This window comes from Ruegeria lacuscaerulensis (assembly GCF_013034745.1).
Classification (GTDB): domain Bacteria; phylum Pseudomonadota; class Alphaproteobacteria; order Rhodobacterales; family Rhodobacteraceae; genus Ruegeria; species Ruegeria lacuscaerulensis_B.
Map to the genome: position 1 here is coordinate 192079 of NZ_WQGP01000009.1, position 17364 is coordinate 209442.

The window sequence follows — 17364 nt, forward strand, 5'->3', positions numbered from 1 at the left end:
GCGCTATGGCTGATATCGACATTCGAACAGCGGGCCGCGCCGGACGGATCACTCTGACCAGGCCCAAGGCCCTGAACGCGCTCAGCTATGACATGTGCATGGCCATCGACGCGGCGCTCCGCAACTGGCGCGAGGATGATGCGGTGGATCTGATCATCTTTGACGCCGAGGGCGACAAAGCCTTTTGCGCCGGAGGCGACATTGCCGAGCTTTACGAAACCGGCACCAAGGGCGATTTCGCATATGGTCAGACGTTCTGGCGGGATGAATACCGCCTGAATGCGCTGATCTTCGAATACCCCAAACCGGTCGTCAGTTTCCTGCAAGGATTTACCATGGGCGGCGGCGTTGGGATCGGATGTCACGGCAGTCATCGCGTCGTGGGCGAAAGCAGCCAGATCGCCCTGCCCGAATGCGGCATCGGTCTGGTGCCGGATGTGGGCAGTTCGCTGATGCTTGCGCTGGCCCCCGGTCGGGTGGGCGAATATCTGGGCATAGCCGGCCACCGTATGGGTCCCGCCGACGCGATTTTCGCTGGATTCGCCGATCACTACATCCCGACCGCGCAATGGGCTGACCTGATCGACATGCTCGAAGCCTCGGGCGACGCAAGCCTGCTGGCCGCCCATGCCCAAGACGCCCCTGACGGCAAACTGGCCGCGCTGCAAGACCAGATCAACATGCTTTTTGATGGTGAAGGGTTGCAGGACATCCTCAACACCCTGACCGCGTCAGACACGGATTTTGCGACGTGCGCATTGAAAATGGTGAACCGAGGTTCGCCCCTTTCCATGGCCTGCTGTATCGAAATGCTGCACCGGCTGCGCGGGCCTAACCTGACCATTCGGAAAGCGCTGGAACATGAATTCCGCTTTACCTACCGCGCAGGCGAGCACGGAGATTTTCTGGAAGGTATCCGCGCACAGATTATCGACAAGGACCGCACACCCCGCTGGAAGCACCAAGACCGGACTGTCCCCATTGTCGAAGTGTCGCGGATGCTACAACCGCTGGGCAGCAATACGCTGACATTCGAGGAGGATTGAGGAATGAAGATCGGGTTTATCGGCCTTGGGAATATGGGCAATCCGATGGCTGCCAATTTGTCCAAGGCCGGGCACGAGGTTGCAGGCTTTGACATGGCAGACGTAGACGTTCCAGGCGTAGTTATGGCCGCTTCGGGGGCTGAAGCCGCCGTCGGTGCCGAGATCGTCATCACCATGCTGCCCAACGGCCAGATACTGCGTGCTGTCGCTGACCAGATCTTGCCCGCAATGGATTCGGGCGCGGTCTGGGTGGATTGCTCGACCGTAGATGTGGACAGTGCCCGCGCAGTCGCAGACCAAGCCGCTCAAGTTGGCGTCTTGGCCGTGGATGCACCCGTGTCCGGAGGGATTGGCGGTGCCGCCGCCGGAACCCTGACCTTTATGGCAGGTGGCATTGAGGAGGCCTTCGCCAAGGCCGCCCCACTGTTCGACATCATGGGGCAAAAGGCCGTGCATTGCGGTGGCTCTGGTGCCGGTCAGGCCGCCAAGATCTGCAACAACATGATCCTCGGCGTCACTATGATCGCCACCTGCGAGGCGTTTGCGCTGGCTGACAAGCTGGGTCTGGACCGGCAAAAGATGTTCGACGTGGTCAGCACGTCCTCGGGCTATAGTTGGACGATGAACGCTTATTGCCCCGCGCCCGGTGTAGGACCTGCCAGCCCGGCGGACAACGATTACCAACCGGGCTTTGCGGCGGAACTGATGCTCAAGGACCTGCGCCTCAGCCAGCAAGCGGCCGAAAGCTCGGATGCTGATACTCCGATGGGACAGGCGGCCACTGCGCTTTATGAGCAGTTTGTCGAGGCCGAGAACGGGCTGGGCAAGGACTTTTCTGCCATGCTGCCCCGGTTCGAAAAACGCGGACGCGGATGATATTATCCCGTGGGCGGGTATCTGCCCGCGGGGTTGACCGCCGACCTTCGGACCGCCATCTATCGAGTCAGAGCAGTTTTGTGTCGGAGATCACGATGTCACGCGTTTTGGCAGTTTTGTTAACAGTTTCCACTCTGGTGGCCGCTCCTGCGGCGGTGATGGCAGGCAATGGTAAAGGCATCGGCAAGACTACGGACAACGTTTTTCGCATCCCTTCGCAACCTGTGATTCAGGTCAAGAACAAGGGTGGCCATTGCCCACCGGGTCTGGCCAAGAAAAACGTACCTTGCGTTCCGCCTGGCCAGGCCAAAAAACTGTATCGCAACGGCGAGTTCATCAATAACGACTACCGCTGGATCAATGACCCTTACCGTTATGGTCTAGATCGCGGTTCGTATATCCGAGCTGGCGATTACGTTTACCGGGTCGACCCCGAAACGCGCAAAGTGCTGAACCTGATCGGCGCGGTCGTCGACATTCTGAACTAGGTCACACAACCTCAACGATAGCACCCAATTTTTGACGCAATTCTGCGTCATCACGATTCTCGTTATTGCGAGGATTGAATATGTATAGTGACGGTGCGATTTTTGAGTTCCGCGGCCCGTGGAACGTACCCATTCAATTGAACCAGAGCCTGATTTTACTGGTTCTGATCATCGTCGGATTCAGCTTCGACCCCGGGACCCTGCCCTATGCGCTTGGATTCGTGGGTATTTTGCTGGGCTCGATCCTGCTGCACGAACTCGGACACGCTTGGGGTTGTTTGATCCAGGGCGTCCCCGTCAACCGCGTCGTCCTTTATTGCGGTGGCGGATTTTGCGAACATCGCCGCTCGACCTCGTCGTACGAGGATGAGTTGATCGTGGCCATGGGGCCAATAGTGAACCTGACCCTTTGGGCGGTGTGTTCACTGGTCGAGCCCTTCGTTTCCTCTCCCGCGCTGGGGTGGGTTTTGGTCGTGACCGCACAATTGAACCTGTGGCTGGCGATTTTCAACATGCTGCCATTGATGCCGCTGGATGGTGGACGGCTGTTCCACGCAATGCTGAACCGCATGGTGAAACCCGTAACAGCGACCCGCATTGCCGGATTTGTCGGACTGATTGGCGTCGCCATGTGGCTGCCGATGATGGTGTTTGCCTATGTGAATTTCGGCTTTGTGTTTCTTTTCTTCCCACCATTACTGCGCCACTGGCATATGCTGCGATACGCGCAGTATTGACGCTATTCCGCCGCGACCTGTTCAGAGTTCAGCATCTGATTCAGGTATCGCCCAGTATGGCTGCGCTCGACGGCGGCCACGTCTTCGGGCGTGCCGGTGGCGACGATCTCACCACCGCCATCGCCACCTTCGGGGCCGATGTCGATAATATGGTCAGCGGTTTTTACCACATCCAGATTGTGCTCGATCACAACGACCGTATTGCCCTGATCGACCAATTCATGGAGCACTTCCAACAGCTTGCGCACGTCTTCGAAATGCAGACCCGTCGTTGGTTCATCCAGAATATACAGCGTCCGCCCAGTCGAGCGTTTGGACAATTCCTTGGACAATTTCACCCGCTGCGCCTCGCCCCCGGACAAGGTCGTGGCCTGCTGCCCAACCTTGATATAGCCCAGCCCAACACGCGCCAGCGCATCCATCTTATCGCGGATTGAAGGCACGGCCTTAAAGAACTCCTGCGCGTCTTCTACAGTCATATCAAGGACATCGGCGATGGACTTGCCCTTGAATTTGATCTCCAATGTTTCGCGATTGTAGCGCGCACCCTTGCAGGTTTCGCAGGTGACATAGACGTCAGGCAGAAAGTGCATCTCGATCTTGATGACGCCGTCACCCTGACACGCCTCGCACCGGCCGCCCTTGACATTAAAGCTAAACCGCCCCGGCTTGTACCCTCGCGCCTTGGCTTCCGGCAGACCGGCAAACCAGTCGCGGATCGGAGTGAAAGCTCCGGTGTAAGTTGCTGGATTCGAACGCGGAGTCCTCCCAATTGGGCGTTGGTCAATGTCGATCACCTTGTCCAGATGCTCCAGACCCTTGATCGTCTCACAGGGCGCAGGCGTCTGCCGCGCGCCGTTCAATCGCATCGAGGCGGTTTTGAACAGTGTCTCAATCGTCAGAGTCGACTTGCCGCCACCCGATACACCGGTCACACAAACGAACTTACCCAGCGGAAATTCTGCCGTGACGTTTTTCAGGTTATTCCCGGTGGCTTTGACGACCTTCAGCTTTTTCTTGTTCCCTTTGCGCCGGTCAGTCGGCACAGCAATCTCTCGCGTGCCCGACAGGTATTGCCCGGTCATCGAGGCCGCATCGGCCGCGATATGCTCTGGCGTTCCATGGCTGACCACCTGCCCGCCATGCACACCGGCACCGGGGCCAATATCGAACACGTAATCAGCCTCGCGGATCGCTTCTTCGTCATGTTCGACCACGATCACCGTATTGCCCTGATCGCGCAGATTCTTGAGCGTCCCCAGCAGCCGGTCATTATCCCGCTGATGTAACCCGATCGAAGGCTCGTCCAACACATATAACACGCCCGTCAGGCCGGACCCAATCTGGCTGGCCAACCGGATACGCTGGCTTTCGCCACCGGACAACGTGCCACTAGAACGAGACAGCGTAAGATATTCCAAACCCACATTATTCAGGAATCCGAGGCGCTCGCGAATCTCTTTCAGAATCGCCCGAGCAATCTCATTCTTCTGTACGCTCAGATGGTTCGGGGCGTCCTCAACCCAAGCCAAGGCCTCACGGATCGACATCTGAACCACCTGCCCCACATGCAGACCCGCGATCTTGACGGCCAAAGCTTCGGGTCGCAGACGGTAGCCTTCACAGGCCCCGCAAGGACGGTTGTTCTGATAACGCTCGAATTCTTCCCGAATCCAGGCGCTGTCGGTTTCGCGATAGCGGCGTTCCATATTCGGAATAACGCCCTCAAAGCTGCGTGTCACCTGATAGACTCGCCCGCCCTCATCATAACGGAACTGGATTTCCTCATCACCAGAGCCGCGCAGGAATACCTGTTGCACCTTGGCGGGAAGGTCTTTCCACGGGGTGTTCTTGTCGAACTCAAAATGCCGCGCAATGGCTTCGATGGTTTGCAAAAAATATGGCGACTTACCCTTGCGCCACGGGGCCAAGGCACCGTCATACAGTTTGAGCGTCTGGTCCGGCACCACGAGGCGTTCGTCAAAGAACAGCTCGACCCCTAACCCGTCGCAATCCGGGCACGCCCCAAATGGCGCGTTGAAAGAAAACAGGCGTGGTTCGATCTCGGGGATGGTGAAGCCGCTGACTGGGCAGGCAAAATTCTCGCTGAAGGTGATACGTTCCGGGTCGCCCTCCTTCGGGGCGGTTTCCAGAATCGCGATGCCATCCGCCAAATCCAAAGCGGTGCGCAGGCTGTCGGCCAGCCGAGTCTCCATCCCTTCACGCACAACAAGGCGGTCTACGACCACGTCGATGTCATGGCGGAATTTCTTGTCTAAAGTGGGCGGGGTATCGAGCTCATAGAACTCGCCATCCACTTTGACACGTTGAAAACCTTGTTTGCGCAGTTCAAGGAACTCTTTCTTATATTCCCCCTTCCGGTCGCGCACGATGGGGGCCAGCAAGTAGCCGCGCGTGCCCTCCTCCATCGTCATGATCCGGTCGACCATGTCCTGCACCTGTTGCGCCTCAATCGGCTGGCCGGTGGCGGGGCTAAAGGGCGTACCTGCGCGGGCAAACAAAAGGCGTAGATAGTCGTAGATCTCGGTCACGGTCCCCACGGTCGAGCGCGGGTTTTTCGACGTCGTCTTCTGTTCAATCGAGATCGCTGGAGACAGCCCACTGATGTGATCCACATCGGGCTTTTCCATCATGTCCAGAAACTGCCGCGCATAAGCCGACAGGCTTTCGACATAGCGACGCTGACCCTCGGCATAGATCGTATCAAAGGCCAGCGACGACTTGCCCGAACCAGATAGCCCCGTGATCACAACAAGCTGATCCCGCGGAATATCCACATCAATGCTTTTGAGGTTATGTTCGCGCGCGCCGCGCACCTCGATATTCTTAAGCTCAGCCATTCTTGGCCCCCTACACGCAAGTGACCTAGAAATAGGCGAGCAGCACTGAGTCTCCAACAGAAAAATTAGAACAAAGTGTGAACTTACGGATTATTGCCGATCACTCCTGACAAAACATGTGCGTCGGCGCGCAATGTGCTGAATGTTCAAAGTTCTGACTGAGATTTGAGAAATAAATGGCGCGGTTGACGGGGCTCGAACCCGCGACCCCCGGCGTGACAGGCCGGTACTCTAACCAACTGAGCTACAACCGCGCATCTATTTTTACGGCCTTTAACCTGGACCAAGGAGTGCAGCGATGGCGCGGTTGACGGGGCTCGAACCCGCGACCCCCGGCGTGACAGGCCGGTACTCTAACCAACTGAGCTACAACCGCCCGCTGCACGTTCGTTGCTGAACGTTGGGGTGTATTATGGCTCCGCTCGGGCAGCGTCAAGCGGCGTTTTGAAGTTTTTTCCGAATTCGGGAATTTTACCTTCGCCGAAGATCTCGGATCAACGTGTCATCACCGGTCTTGACAGTAGATCAGCCAACAACGCAAGTGGATCAAGCAGCAGGTGTTTTCGCCACAACCAAAAACTGTGTCAGCTTCGCCACATCGCACCTAATTCAACTGTGCCAGATACACTTTCCGCTCTAGCCCGATTAAGTCCGCAATTGCTCAGAAGGTCTCAACAAGACCCTATTGCACAACGAAAAGAAAACGGAGCATAAACGTGAAAAAGTTGTTTATTAGCAGCGCTTTGTCAGCAGCAACCCTGACTGGTGCAGCACAAGCTGTCGAATTTTCCGGCGGATATTTGAATCTGGATTATTCTACGTTCACAGACACCGACTTCGGTGACGCCTACAACCTGAACGGTTCTGGAGAATTGGCATTTAACCGCGCATTCAGCACACAGCTAGATCTTGGCGTCCAGCGATTTCAGGACCTAAGCGAGACCGCAACGAACTGGACCTTGCACGGCAACTGGCACACCGCCAACAACGCGTCTTTCGGCCTGTTTTACGGCCAGGAAGACCTGGCCGATGCCGATTTCGAATTCTACGGTCTGGAAGCCGGATTTGATGCCGGACCCGCAGAGATCGAAGGTTATCTTGGGCGGCAAGATCTGACAAATGCCTCGGATCTGGATGGCACGCTATTTGGTATTTCGGCAAAAACCGAATTGGCTGATGCATGGGAACTGAACGCGAGCTTTGACATCGTTGACAACTTTGCAGGTGCACTGGACTACAACCTGTTTGCCATTGGCGCCTCTTATGCGGCTGCGGACAATGCCGAAGTCTACGGCAATGTCGGTGTTGCCCATATTTCGTCCCCATTGGTGTCCGGTAGCGAAAACGAAGCATATGTCAGCTTCGGCGTCCGTGTGAACTTTGGCAACGAACGCGGCACCACCTTCGGTCAGCGTGGCGTTCTGTCCAGACTGCCAGGTTTGCCGGGTCTATGAGGACATTTTCCTCTCGGGGCGCGCCTCCGGGGGGACTTTGGTGCCGGGGTTAGAAAAACGAATCCCGGCTCTTGCGGCGGGCCAAGACTCACTGTAAGACGCCGCCTTACGGGTGATTAGCTCAGTGGTAGAGCGCTTCGTTCACATCGAAGATGTCAGCGGTTCAAATCCGTTATCACCCACCACTCCATTTTTCATTTACTTTTCAGCCCTTTACAGCCTGATTTTCCTACCCCAGAAGTATTGTCCGCACATACTGTGTGGGTTTTTGTACTAAGATTGCGCGTCAGGCGTCGAGCGCCAAACGTGCCTGAGCAACCACGTCTACCTTTTCAAGTTGAGCGTATTTCATGGTCTGGGAGATATTTGAATGCCCCAGAAGGACCGAGACTTGCTGTATCGAAAGGCCACGTTGGACCATCCGACTGGCATAAGTATCCCGAAGGCTATGCACCGTGGCGCTACCCCGTGTCAGGACAACCCGCTCCGACTTGTTGCAGTTGTCACGGATCACCTTACGCAGAAGTTTGATTGCTTCCTCTACGCCCTCGAAAGGCTGGTCCTGATTATGCAACCGTCGAAACAGGTCATGAACCCTTTGCGAGATAGGCACCAACGATACCGTTCCGGTCTTGGTCCGGTAGACTTCGATTTCCCGTCTGTTCAGGTCGATGAATTCCCATTCCAGAGTTACCGCTTCCATCAGGCGTAAACCCGTGTCAATCAGCACCACGCAAAGCTGTTCCGCCTTACGTGCCGTGATAGTTTCGTTCTGCGCCAGAACATCGAAGATGATCTTTTCCTCACGGTCAGACAGATACCGTGTCTTGGTAAAGCCTTTGATGCTCGGGTACTTCAGCTTCGGGCAGTTGTACCGATGCTCAAGCTTGTTGAACGCACGACGGATCGCTCGAATATCACCTTTCAGAGTGTTTTCCTTACGGCCCTGTTGACGACGAAAGTCCAGAAAGTCTTCCAGCATGTCTTGCGTGAAGTCAGAAGCGTTCATGTCCTTTGACGAAACGTATTCATACAGGACACGATAGGACGCCCTGTAGATGCGTCTGGACTGTTCCTTGTCCAGATCAACCAATGCATGTTCAAAGCAGTCCTCAAGGCTGATTTCAGGCAGCTCTGCAAACTGAACTCGGTCAAGCGCATCTTGGTAGGCTTTCTGCATGACTGCCTTTGCCCCCTTTTTGTCGTTGGATAACCGCTTTGTTGAACCCCGGTATTGCTTTCCATCAACGGTGAACGAATACCACCAGAATGAAGAACCATTGCGTTTGTACAGTTTCATGAGTTGGTCTTTCTTGCGCTGGGCGTACAAAAAAGCCGCTCAGAATTATCCAAAGCGGCTCGTACGACGATTGTTTTTTTAAGTGATCTGATTGAGGTGGTGAGGTGTCAGGACAGCGACGTCACGACTCGATAGACTGACCTTTCGGAGATGTTCAGGTGTCTGGCTATCGCCCGTTTGCTAAGCCCCTCAGAAAGCAACTGCTCAATGTCCGTTGCCTTAGCTCTGGCAGTGGGCTTTCTTCCCTTGTACTTGCCTTCGGCCTTTGCCTTGGCGATGCCTTCCCGTTGACGTTCCAGCATCATCTCCCGTTCAAACTGAGCCACGGAACCCAGAACATTCAGCATCAGTTTCCCGGTGGCATTTGACGTATCCAAGCCTAGGTTCAGCACCCAAAGGCCAATATTCCTTGCTTCTAGGTCGTCCACAATTTCCCCGAGATGCTTCACAGACCGGGCCAGTCTGTCCAGTTTGGTCACTACCAGAACGTCACCTTCCCGGCAGAACTCCATAGCGGCGTTGAGGGACTCTCTGAGGGCCACAGAGCTTATCTGTTCCTCGTACACCTTCTCGCACCCAACGCCCCTCAGTGACTCTCTCTGAGCCTCTAGGGATGCTTTCTGTTCCAGTGTCGACGTGCGAGCATATCCGATCATCATGTGATGGTCTCCTTGTTTGCCAATGATGTTTTAGAAGTTGCGGCAGGGTGTCTGCCAAAAGTCGAGACCGACTCCATGGACAGACATTTGCGCCACGCTCTGAAGCTGACACATGGGCATGGTTTATCGGCAGAGGCCAGCAAGCCGTATAGCGCTGGGCAGTTGGCCAGACAGAATTCATATCCGAATAATGAGGGGGCGGGGGTTTTCAGAAAGCGACTTCAAAAATCGGGGGTTTTAAGTGTTGTTATTGTTGTTGTTTGGAAGTCGACCATCTCACGAAGGACGATTGTAAATATTTGTACTCAAATCCATTTCTCATTCTTCAGGGAATTCAATTAAAAAACTCTGTCCGGCTACAAGAGAGTAGCGCAATCCCGATTCAACGACTTTAGCAACTAGAGTCACACAGTTAGAATTCACCACTTGTACGTCTTTTCGTTCTATCATCGGCAAGAAGCCACCAGCGACTCCTTCATAGTGTCCAACGAAGTCTTCCAAGGACTGCAGCCCGTATACATCTCCCTTTATTCGTACGGTGCTCGATCCCGTTTCGCCGAACTTCAACCCTCTTACTGTAAACTCAACCTGCTGACCGTTGTTGAGAGTAAGGACGCCTTCTCCCTGTCTAAAAGCGACGAATATTCCTCTCTTTTGGCCTTCCAATGTGAAGGTTCCTGATTTGTCGGGGTTTTCTGGACATTTCCTGCTTGCGGTTTGGGCGAAAGACTGAGCCGTGGGTTGATACACCATCCAACCTACAAATAAACCTACGCACAGATAAAATACAGAAGCTTTTGTTTTATTGCGCATTTTTTCCTCACTCAATGAGTTCCCAACACTTAACGTGAATTGCATTTCAAAAATTTTCTTATCGGATTGTGACCGCGTGATGATGCTTGTATCTGCGGGTGTAAGGCCTCATCTTGGCTACTTCGCAATGTGATACCAAGCGGCACCCGACACACTCGCCTATCCGAAACAAAGCTGAAGCTCGCGAAGCTAATAAGTATCATAGTTCCTCTTCTGCCCCCAAAATCGTGGCAGAAACCGGTACTCGCTTTTGCTCAGGCGTCATCTCAACGCTTGTCGCGGTACCGGGCACATGAGTAGCTCGAGCAGCTTGCGGTACACTATCGCGGCGATTCCTACGCCAAACGACAAACAGTGAGAACGTGAGCGCGATGACCAAGCACATCAAGAATATGTTTCCATCGCCAAATAACTTACTCACAATTGCTGCAAGAACAGGCCCCGTCACACCGCCGAGCGTCCAAACGAAGAGTAGCGTTACTGCTGCAGAAGGAACGTAGACCGGCACAGTTCGATCCATTCCATGCGCGACTAGCAACGAATAGGTTGGGAGAAGCAAGCCACCCAAGAGGAAAACCAAAGCAAACCCAAAAAGCTGCCACCCTATACCATAGTCGCCCTTGGCAGCCGCGGCGTCGCCCTTGCCCAAAACAACGAACAGTAACAGTATCATAGCGGTAAATACAGAGACGCCAGCAATCAAAATCCGACGGTCCATTTCGTCAGAGGCTTTTCCGAGCGGGAACTGGAAAAAAATGCGGCCCGCGTAGGCCAATCCAATTCCAATAGCAATTGTCCTGGGATCGAGCCCCAGCACGCTGGCACGAAACGGAACAACTGTTAACATAACAGTGACTAGAAGACCGTTTATAAAAGCGCCGACGAACGCTGTGGGCGACTCTCTGAAGACTTCGCTAATCCTAATATTCGCTGTTCCTCCGGGACTCGCAGGATTGGTCCGCGTTGTTGCAAGCACGACAATTGCGAAGCAATAGAACATCGAGACAAGAACAAAGGCTTCTGAAAGCTCGGCTGATTGGTTAATGACAATCCCTTGGCTCAGAACCGACACGATGCCGAGAACGATTGCGTAAACTGCGAGTATGCGTCCTCGGTTTTCAGGTCCGGCAGTGTCATTGATCCAAGCATCGCCGATAGCGTATAGACCTGCCGTCGCGAGCCCGGTGATGAACCGAACAAACACCATTATGACTGGTTCTTGGGTACTCGACAGAATTAGAGTGAAAAGCGTGCAAATCGCAGCGGCCGCCGTGAAGGCCCGGATGTGCCCAATCCGAGCTAGCGGCTTAGCGATGTAAAAACAGCCAACCATAAACCCAAGCGAATAAGCTGCAGCGACAATCGAAGCGGCTTCTTGAGTTCCTCCAATCGACGCGATTTGAAGAGCGACTAGCGTTCCCAGGGCTGCTGTTGCTAACTGTATCGCACCAACAGAAACAAATAGTGCGCGTAGTGACAGAATTTGGGCGTTCACTTTTCTTTCCCTAAATACATAACTACTCCAACGTCGCTTGCTTTTGCATTGGCTTGCGAGGAGGCTCACTTGCTGGGATTGCTTTCCAAGCCAGCCACAAGTGTCTCATTCGACCAGTTTCTCTCAAACCGGAGGAAACCTATTGCAATCGCTCGGGCTGGACTGAGTAATCCAACCATTGAGCAAATACGCTTTGTCGCCGTCCACCGCTTCTGGAATGGTAGATCGTAGCCTCATGCCGATGTTATGATGATCAAGTTTCGCTTGCTCTATCTTTCTGAGGAACGGCGTTACCATTTCACGACAAAATCCCGGCAATGGCTTGATCGATTGCAAAACTTTGCTTTGCAATGGTCATCAAGCCGCGTGTTTTCTCACAGCGCGGCGGCGTTCCGTCTCGAAGCTAGAGGAAAGCGCTGAATCTACGCCAAGTTGACATAAGGCTCCCGCAGCCATGATATTTAGTTATGAGTGAAATGACGTTTGGGCGCGTTAGCGATTTAAATGGGCTACCTGAGTTAATTCTAGCTTGGGGTGGAGAAGAAGCGCTGCGCCGCACGTTAGATCGGCAGATTCTTCCTTACGAAATTTTGGACGACCGTGACGCTGTCATCCCCATGAAAGACATTATCGGGCTGTACCGAAACGCCGCTGAAGTAACAGGCATTCGATCTTTTGGCCTTAAGGCTACTGAAGGAATAGAACTGAGCGAATACGGTGCAATGGCAGATTTTGTCCTTTCCGCAAAAACGCTGAAAGGTGCGATCGCTAAGTTTAAAACCGGGCTACCGTATTACGAAAGTGGGAGTGAAATCTCAGTACAGTACTCAGAAAATGAGTGCACTATAGGTTATCAGAACCTTTTCCAGTCTATTGTTGGTTTTCGCCAAGCAGGTGATATGACCCTGCGTATTCTTGAGGCCGTTATTCGAGCCTATCTTGGTCCTGAATGGTGCCCGAAGAGCATAAAATTAGCGTGTTCAAGTGGACCTTGGGAGCAAGACTATGAAGATACATTCGAAGCGCCTGTGCATTTTTGTTCGGACAGCTTTGCGTTCGTTTTGGACCGGGATCAATTCGAAGAAGCACGGGCCATTCAAGCCTCCAATGGCGATGCACTGGTTTCCCTCGCCGACCTAAAGCATTTGGGTGAAGATTTGCCGCTAGATTTTATTGGGTCGGTCGCTCACCTGATCAAGATACACTTGCCGGATGGAAAGAGCGGTCTTGAGGAAACCGCCCGCGCTTTGGCAATGGGCCCTCGCACCTTGCAACGTAGGCTTGAGGCACACGGTATCGGATTCCGAGATTTATTGGAGCGAGTTCGAATGCAAAGGGCATGTGAGCTTTTACGAGGAAGTGAGGCGACAGTGGCGATCATTGGCAACGAGCTTGGTTACTCCGCCACTTCACATTTCACACGCGCGTTTACACGAGTATTCGAAGTTTCACCAAGCAAATACAGATCTGAAATAACCGCGTCAGCACGATTGATGTAGACCCAGCTTGCAAAATCTTGCGGAACTTTCCTGACCGAATGTGGAGGTCTCATTTACTAACAGGGAGCGCGCTTTTTGATGGGCATACTTCGGCAAGCATTGTTCTCCCTAGTTTTGTGCCTTGCACTACTAAGTTGTACGCGTCCGCCGGATCTTATTGGCATTGAAAATCCGGATGTGTCGCCATCCCAGGTGCCGGGTATAACAAGCCATAAAGTTTTCATCATGACATCCAGAGCTCGAAGTGGCGTTGAAGCTGAACTATATTCTCGTCAACGATCAGGGCAACTCGGCCTTTCGTCAGTCGTTGTAACCGTGCCCCCTAACCACACGACCTCAAAGATAGAGAGATCGAAAACAAATCCACCAGACCCGCGCAAGAACTTCACTGTAATTGAACCTGTGGTGTATGAAACCGACGGTAAGTTCCTATCAAGTATGAATAGAGAATTGGAAAGAAGATCTCCAGAAGATCGAACGATCTTAGGTTTCGTACACGGGTATAATATGACCCTGAGCGACGCGACACTTAGGTTAACCCAATTCGTGCAAGACTCAGGTTTCGAAGGCGTTCCGGTACTTTTTTCCTGGGCATCTTACGCTAGCGCCACACGATATGTTTACGACCTTAACAGTGCACTTCAATCTAGAGTTCAAATGGTGACTGCCGCAGATTTGCTGACGCGCAGCAATGCGAACAGGGTTGATATCTTAGCATGGTCCATGGGCAGCTTTGCCATAATGGAAGGCATTGTCTACGCAACGACAACTGGCCATTTTGATCGTAAGAACCGACTGAAGAACATTATTCTGGCTTCACCGGACATCGATCTCGACCTGTTTCGTGCTCAATTGCAATTGATCCCCGAAGTCGTAGATGACGTATACATCCTTACTTCGAAGGCCGACTACGCGTTGAAGCTTTCAAGCTTAATTGCTGGACGACAAACACGACTTGGGCAAGCAAACATTGAGCAATTGGAAGACCTTGGTGTTTCAGTAATTGATCTCAGCGAAGTCGACGACGTTGGAACGAAGAGCCACGGAAAATTTGCTGAGTCGCCTAAGGTTGTTCAACTTATTGGCCGAGGCTTGAAGGAGACTAATTCTCTCGGAGAGGTCGCAGGCAGCGAGGCTGTGAGCCTTCCGTCTCTGCTTATCCAAGAACCGCGAAGATGATCCCCAATTGCCGCGGTTCAATAAGCTGTTTCGCTAGCTTTCTCATTTTCACTTCTGAGTATGCCTGTAGTCCTTTCCACAGAGTTTGACTCAATATTCAATTTGCGTGGCCAGTTTTCTTCACTTTAGCATGTGAAACCGCGAAAGCTGCATTGGTAGTGCCGCAAATTTTGTCGTGAAATGGCAACGACTTCCTAAGACCAAGGATAGTAGCGTAACCGCTACAAGTCTTCCTGATCGCCACTTCAGAAAGTGGCGAACCCAATGGAATTCGGAGTGCGTCATGAAATATTATTTTTTGTCCCTAGCGTTTTCTGTTTGCCTAACCGCATTGCAGACAATCAATCCTGCTCTGGCACAAGAAGCTTCAGAAGCAGAACAAGCTTCCGACGAAAAATTCCGTTCTAAAGATGACAAAACCGGAACAAACCCGATTAATTTTCAGAAAGACGTCCGCCTTTATCATGAATATCAAGATTTAGGAGGCGGAAACACGGGAAACGTTACTACGTTTGAATACCGAACGCCGTTCGCCAAAGGTAAATGGCAGTTTCGGATAAAAATTCCTCATCGATCAGTTGATGTTACTGGCCCCGGCTTTTTTTTTGATGAGGCGGGCCTTGGGGATATCAACTTTCGCGTCTTGACCGTTCCCTATCTGAATCCCGAGACTCGGCAAGCTTTCGCATACGGATTAGAGGTATGGTTGCCCACCGCGTCAGAGGACATCCTCGGCGACGATGACGTTGTATTGGGTCCGCAGTTATTTTACGCGTTCTTCAATCCGTTCGGCATTAAGAGTTCCGGGCTCTTCCCCGGCATACAGCATGCTTTTAATGTGGGATCAAACGTCGGCGACGATGTCAATGAGACCCGATTTGATGTCTTTTTCCTAAAGCAATGGCCTGAGCAGCAGCTCTATATGCTCTTGAATCCTCAATACATTGTGGATTGGGAAAACGATACCCAGGGCGGTGTTTTCGATGCGGAGGTTGGATACACGTGGAAATCCGGCGTCACTCTTTACGGCCGCCCTGGTGTCGGCTTGGGACCAGACGAACCACTGGATTGGAACTTCGAGGGCGGGGTCAAATATATATTCTGATCCTGAGCCCCTGCATTACTCAAATTTCGTTTTGGAGAGCAAGATGATGGGTCGAACATTCATAGCATTTGCAGTTGCAGTCACGACTCTGTTCGGCACGGCGGCTTACGCGTCCGAGAAACCCAACATTGTTTTGGTGTTCATGGACAACTTCGGTTGGGGCGAGCCTGGATTTAATGGCGGCGGAATAACGCGTGGTGCAGCGACTCCACGTCTAGACCAATTGGCTGCTGAAGGTTTGAGACTCACAAACTTCAACGTCGAGTCTCAATGCACACCATCACGCGCAGCGATAATGACCGGTCGCTACGCTGTTCGGACCGGCAATGGTACAATCCCTTTAGGAGGGGGCGTATATGGCTTGGTGCAGTGGGAAGTTACCATGGCCGAAATGCTGTCTGATGCGGGGTATGCAACTGGCATGTTCGGCAAGTGGCACCTTGGTCATACAGAAGGTCGATTTCCTACTGATCAGGGTTTTGAGGAGTGGTACGGAATCCCAAACTCAAGCGACGAAACACCTTGGTCCATCCTTGATGGGTTTTCCGAAAGCGGTGTTGCCGGAACCCACATTTATGAAGGCATTCGAGGTTCAACACCGCAGCAGGTTTTGGACTATGATCTTGAGCAGCGGGCATTGATCGACGGTGAGTTAACTAGGCGCGCGATCGACTTTATGGCTCGTCACGCCGCATCTGAAACGCCTTTTTTCCTTTACCTGCCTTACACAATGACACACTACCCCCTCATTCCCCATCCGGATTTTGCGGGCTCTACCGGCAACGGTAGATTTGCAGATGTGCTGGCACAGATCGATGCTTACAATGGTATGCTATTAGACGCGATTGACGATCTCGGAATACGAGACAACACGATCTTTATTTTCACGGCCGACAATGGTCCTGAAATCTTGCCTGAAGGATCAAATACTCCCTCCGTTGAATATTTCATACCGGGCAATGCAGGTCCTTGGCGCGGCTCGCTATTCACCGGGTTCGAGGGCAGCTTGAGAGTGCCGTTCGCAGTGCGTTGGCCAGGCAAAATTCCGGCTGGTGTAACCAGTGACGAAATTATTCATGAAATGGATTTATTCCCCACATTCGCCAATATAGCGAGCGGCTCAGTTCCAGACGACCGGATAATAGATGGTATCGACCAGACCGAGTTTTTCCTTGGAAATAAGGAGAAATCAAATCGGGAAGGCGTAATTGTTTATATGGGTAACGACGTTTGGGGCGTGAAATGGCGGAACTGGAAAGTACACCTCAAAGAGCAGCAGAACATTCTGACAGGTACCGTAAGTTACGGCGTGCCGCGGATCTACAATCTCTATAAAGACCCCGGTGAGACACAGAATGTCTTGTTTCCTGAGACTTGGGTACCGCAGGCAGCTCTGAAACAACTTACTCAGCACGCAATCTCACTTCAAAAAGAGCCTCCAATTAAGCCTGGCACTAAGGATCCATACATCCCCGCTGAATAAGCAAATGTGTTCTGTTGAACTTTCTTCACAAACTCTTCGTTCCCTTGATGCCGCGCGATTCTGCTTCGCTTGAAGGTCTGCTAAGCTGTTCGCAATGCGCGGAAATTACTTAATCCGTCGACGTGTCTGGAACAAAGTAGGTCCAAAACGCATATTGCGTCAGACTGCCGACGTTTATTCGGAATCTGACCGAATTCCTGCAACTTTATCTACCAAGGACCAATCTGTTGTTTATGGATTCGGAAAGCAGGCGAGAAAGGTATCCAGCTTCAGTTTGCTAACTTTAAATCCTGTCTATGCAGTTCGGATGAAAACGGGAGGGTGACCCATGCCGAAAACGATAGTTCGTTTGCTGCCATATCTTTTTAT

Annotated in this window: 14 protein-coding genes and 3 tRNA genes; 10 read left to right on the forward strand and 7 right to left on the reverse strand. The window is 52.6% G+C overall.

The features are described 5' to 3' along the window. The first annotated feature begins 5 nt into the window (after positions 1-5). The 4 genes from GOV79_RS18315 to GOV79_RS18330 all read left to right on the forward strand — a co-directional run bounded on the left by GOV79_RS18315 (position 6) and on the right by GOV79_RS18330 (position 3147). Entirely contained in the window at positions 6-1046 is a 1041-nt protein-coding gene (locus GOV79_RS18315) for an enoyl-CoA hydratase/isomerase family protein (protein WP_170791079.1), read from the forward strand. A 3-nt stretch (positions 1047-1049) separates the two neighbouring features. Further along, complete coding sequence (mmsB, locus tag GOV79_RS18320; RefSeq protein WP_170791081.1) at positions 1050-1922, forward strand: 3-hydroxyisobutyrate dehydrogenase; 873 nt, start codon at positions 1050-1052, stop codon at positions 1920-1922. Positions 1923-2017: 95 nt separating this feature from the next. Then, complete coding sequence (locus tag GOV79_RS18325) at positions 2018-2410, forward strand: hypothetical protein (RefSeq protein ID WP_170791083.1); 393 nt, start codon at positions 2018-2020, stop codon at positions 2408-2410. Between the two features lie 80 nt (positions 2411-2490). Continuing rightward, complete coding sequence (locus tag GOV79_RS18330; RefSeq protein WP_170791085.1) at positions 2491-3147, forward strand: site-2 protease family protein; 657 nt, start codon at positions 2491-2493, stop codon at positions 3145-3147. A 2-nt stretch (positions 3148-3149) separates the two neighbouring features. On the opposite strand, the gene uvrA is transcribed toward GOV79_RS18330, so the two are convergent. From uvrA to GOV79_RS18345, 3 genes are all read right to left on the reverse strand, one after another. Beyond that, positions 3150-6008, reverse strand: a complete 2859-nt coding sequence (uvrA, locus tag GOV79_RS18335; protein WP_170786610.1) for an excinuclease ABC subunit UvrA — start codon at positions 6006-6008, stop codon at positions 3150-3152. Between the two features lie 177 nt (positions 6009-6185). Beyond that, positions 6186-6262 (reverse strand) — tRNA-Asp (locus GOV79_RS18340). A 45-nt stretch (positions 6263-6307) separates the two neighbouring features. Beyond that, positions 6308-6384: transfer RNA gene (locus GOV79_RS18345), tRNA-Asp, on the reverse strand. Between the two features lie 340 nt (positions 6385-6724). Here GOV79_RS18345 and GOV79_RS18350 point away from each other — a divergent pair. Then, the gene (locus tag GOV79_RS18350; protein ID WP_170791087.1) at positions 6725-7462 is read left to right on the forward strand and encodes a porin; all 738 of its coding nucleotides are present in this window, start codon (positions 6725-6727) and stop codon (positions 7460-7462) included. A gap of 110 nt (positions 7463-7572) precedes the next feature. Next, positions 7573-7647 (forward strand) — tRNA-Val (locus GOV79_RS18355). A gap of 101 nt (positions 7648-7748) precedes the next feature. Here the strand turns inward: GOV79_RS18355 and GOV79_RS18360 are convergent. The 4 genes from GOV79_RS18360 to GOV79_RS18375 all read right to left on the reverse strand — a co-directional run bounded on the left by GOV79_RS18360 (position 7749) and on the right by GOV79_RS18375 (position 11729). Further along, on the reverse strand, positions 7749-8792 hold the full coding sequence (locus GOV79_RS18360) for a tyrosine-type recombinase/integrase (protein ID WP_170791090.1): 1044 nt from the start codon (positions 8790-8792) through the stop codon (positions 7749-7751). A gap of 77 nt (positions 8793-8869) precedes the next feature. Further along, positions 8870-9421, reverse strand: a complete 552-nt coding sequence (locus tag GOV79_RS18365; RefSeq protein WP_170751026.1) for a recombinase family protein — start codon at positions 9419-9421, stop codon at positions 8870-8872. Positions 9422-9739: 318 nt separating this feature from the next. After that, the gene (locus tag GOV79_RS18370) at positions 9740-10234 is read right to left on the reverse strand and encodes a hypothetical protein (protein ID WP_170756474.1); all 495 of its coding nucleotides are present in this window, start codon (positions 10232-10234) and stop codon (positions 9740-9742) included. 199 nt (positions 10235-10433) lie between these two features. After that, positions 10434-11729 (reverse strand): MFS transporter, encoded by a 1296-nt coding sequence (locus tag GOV79_RS18375; RefSeq protein ID WP_170751022.1) that lies wholly within the window; start codon positions 11727-11729, stop codon positions 10434-10436. 467 nt (positions 11730-12196) lie between these two features. On the opposite strand from GOV79_RS18375, the gene GOV79_RS18380 reads away from it, so the two are divergent. The 4 genes from GOV79_RS18380 to GOV79_RS18395 all read left to right on the forward strand — a co-directional run bounded on the left by GOV79_RS18380 (position 12197) and on the right by GOV79_RS18395 (position 16995). Beyond that, entirely contained in the window at positions 12197-13228 is a 1032-nt protein-coding gene (locus tag GOV79_RS18380; protein WP_170724319.1) for an AraC family transcriptional regulator, read from the forward strand. Positions 13229-13630: 402 nt separating this feature from the next. After that, positions 13631-14407, forward strand: a complete 777-nt coding sequence (locus tag GOV79_RS22395) for an alpha/beta hydrolase (RefSeq protein WP_408015524.1) — start codon at positions 13631-13633, stop codon at positions 14405-14407. Positions 14408-14690: 283 nt separating this feature from the next. Next, positions 14691-15512 (forward strand): hypothetical protein, encoded by an 822-nt coding sequence (locus GOV79_RS18390; RefSeq protein WP_170354049.1) that lies wholly within the window; start codon positions 14691-14693, stop codon positions 15510-15512. A gap of 43 nt (positions 15513-15555) precedes the next feature. After that, positions 15556-16995, forward strand: coding sequence for an arylsulfatase (locus tag GOV79_RS18395; RefSeq protein WP_170354048.1), 1440 nt, complete (start codon positions 15556-15558; stop codon positions 16993-16995). Positions 16996-17364 lie beyond the last annotated feature (369 nt).

Coding starts and splice junctions, on each gene's coding strand:
- GOV79_RS18330 (WP_170791085.1), top strand. CDS start 2,491: ATGTATAGTGACGGTGCGATTTTTGAGTTCCGCGGCCCGTGGAACGTA.
- mmsB (WP_170791081.1), top strand. CDS start 1,050: ATGAAGATCGGGTTTATCGGCCTTGGGAATATGGGCAATCCGATGGCT.
- GOV79_RS18395 (WP_170354048.1), top strand. CDS start 15,556: ATGATGGGTCGAACATTCATAGCATTTGCAGTTGCAGTCACGACTCTG.
- GOV79_RS18325 (WP_170791083.1), top strand. CDS start 2,018: ATGTCACGCGTTTTGGCAGTTTTGTTAACAGTTTCCACTCTGGTGGCC.
- GOV79_RS18365 (WP_170751026.1), bottom strand. CDS start 9,421: ATGATGATCGGATATGCTCGCACGTCGACACTGGAACAGAAAGCATCC.
- GOV79_RS18380 (WP_170724319.1), top strand. CDS start 12,197: ATGAGTGAAATGACGTTTGGGCGCGTTAGCGATTTAAATGGGCTACCT.
- GOV79_RS18370 (WP_170756474.1), bottom strand. CDS start 10,234: ATGCGCAATAAAACAAAAGCTTCTGTATTTTATCTGTGCGTAGGTTTA.
- uvrA (WP_170786610.1), bottom strand. CDS start 6,008: ATGGCTGAGCTTAAGAATATCGAGGTGCGCGGCGCGCGCGAACATAAC.
- GOV79_RS18315 (WP_170791079.1), top strand. CDS start 6: ATGGCTGATATCGACATTCGAACAGCGGGCCGCGCCGGACGGATCACT.
- GOV79_RS18390 (WP_170354049.1), top strand. CDS start 14,691: ATGAAATATTATTTTTTGTCCCTAGCGTTTTCTGTTTGCCTAACCGCA.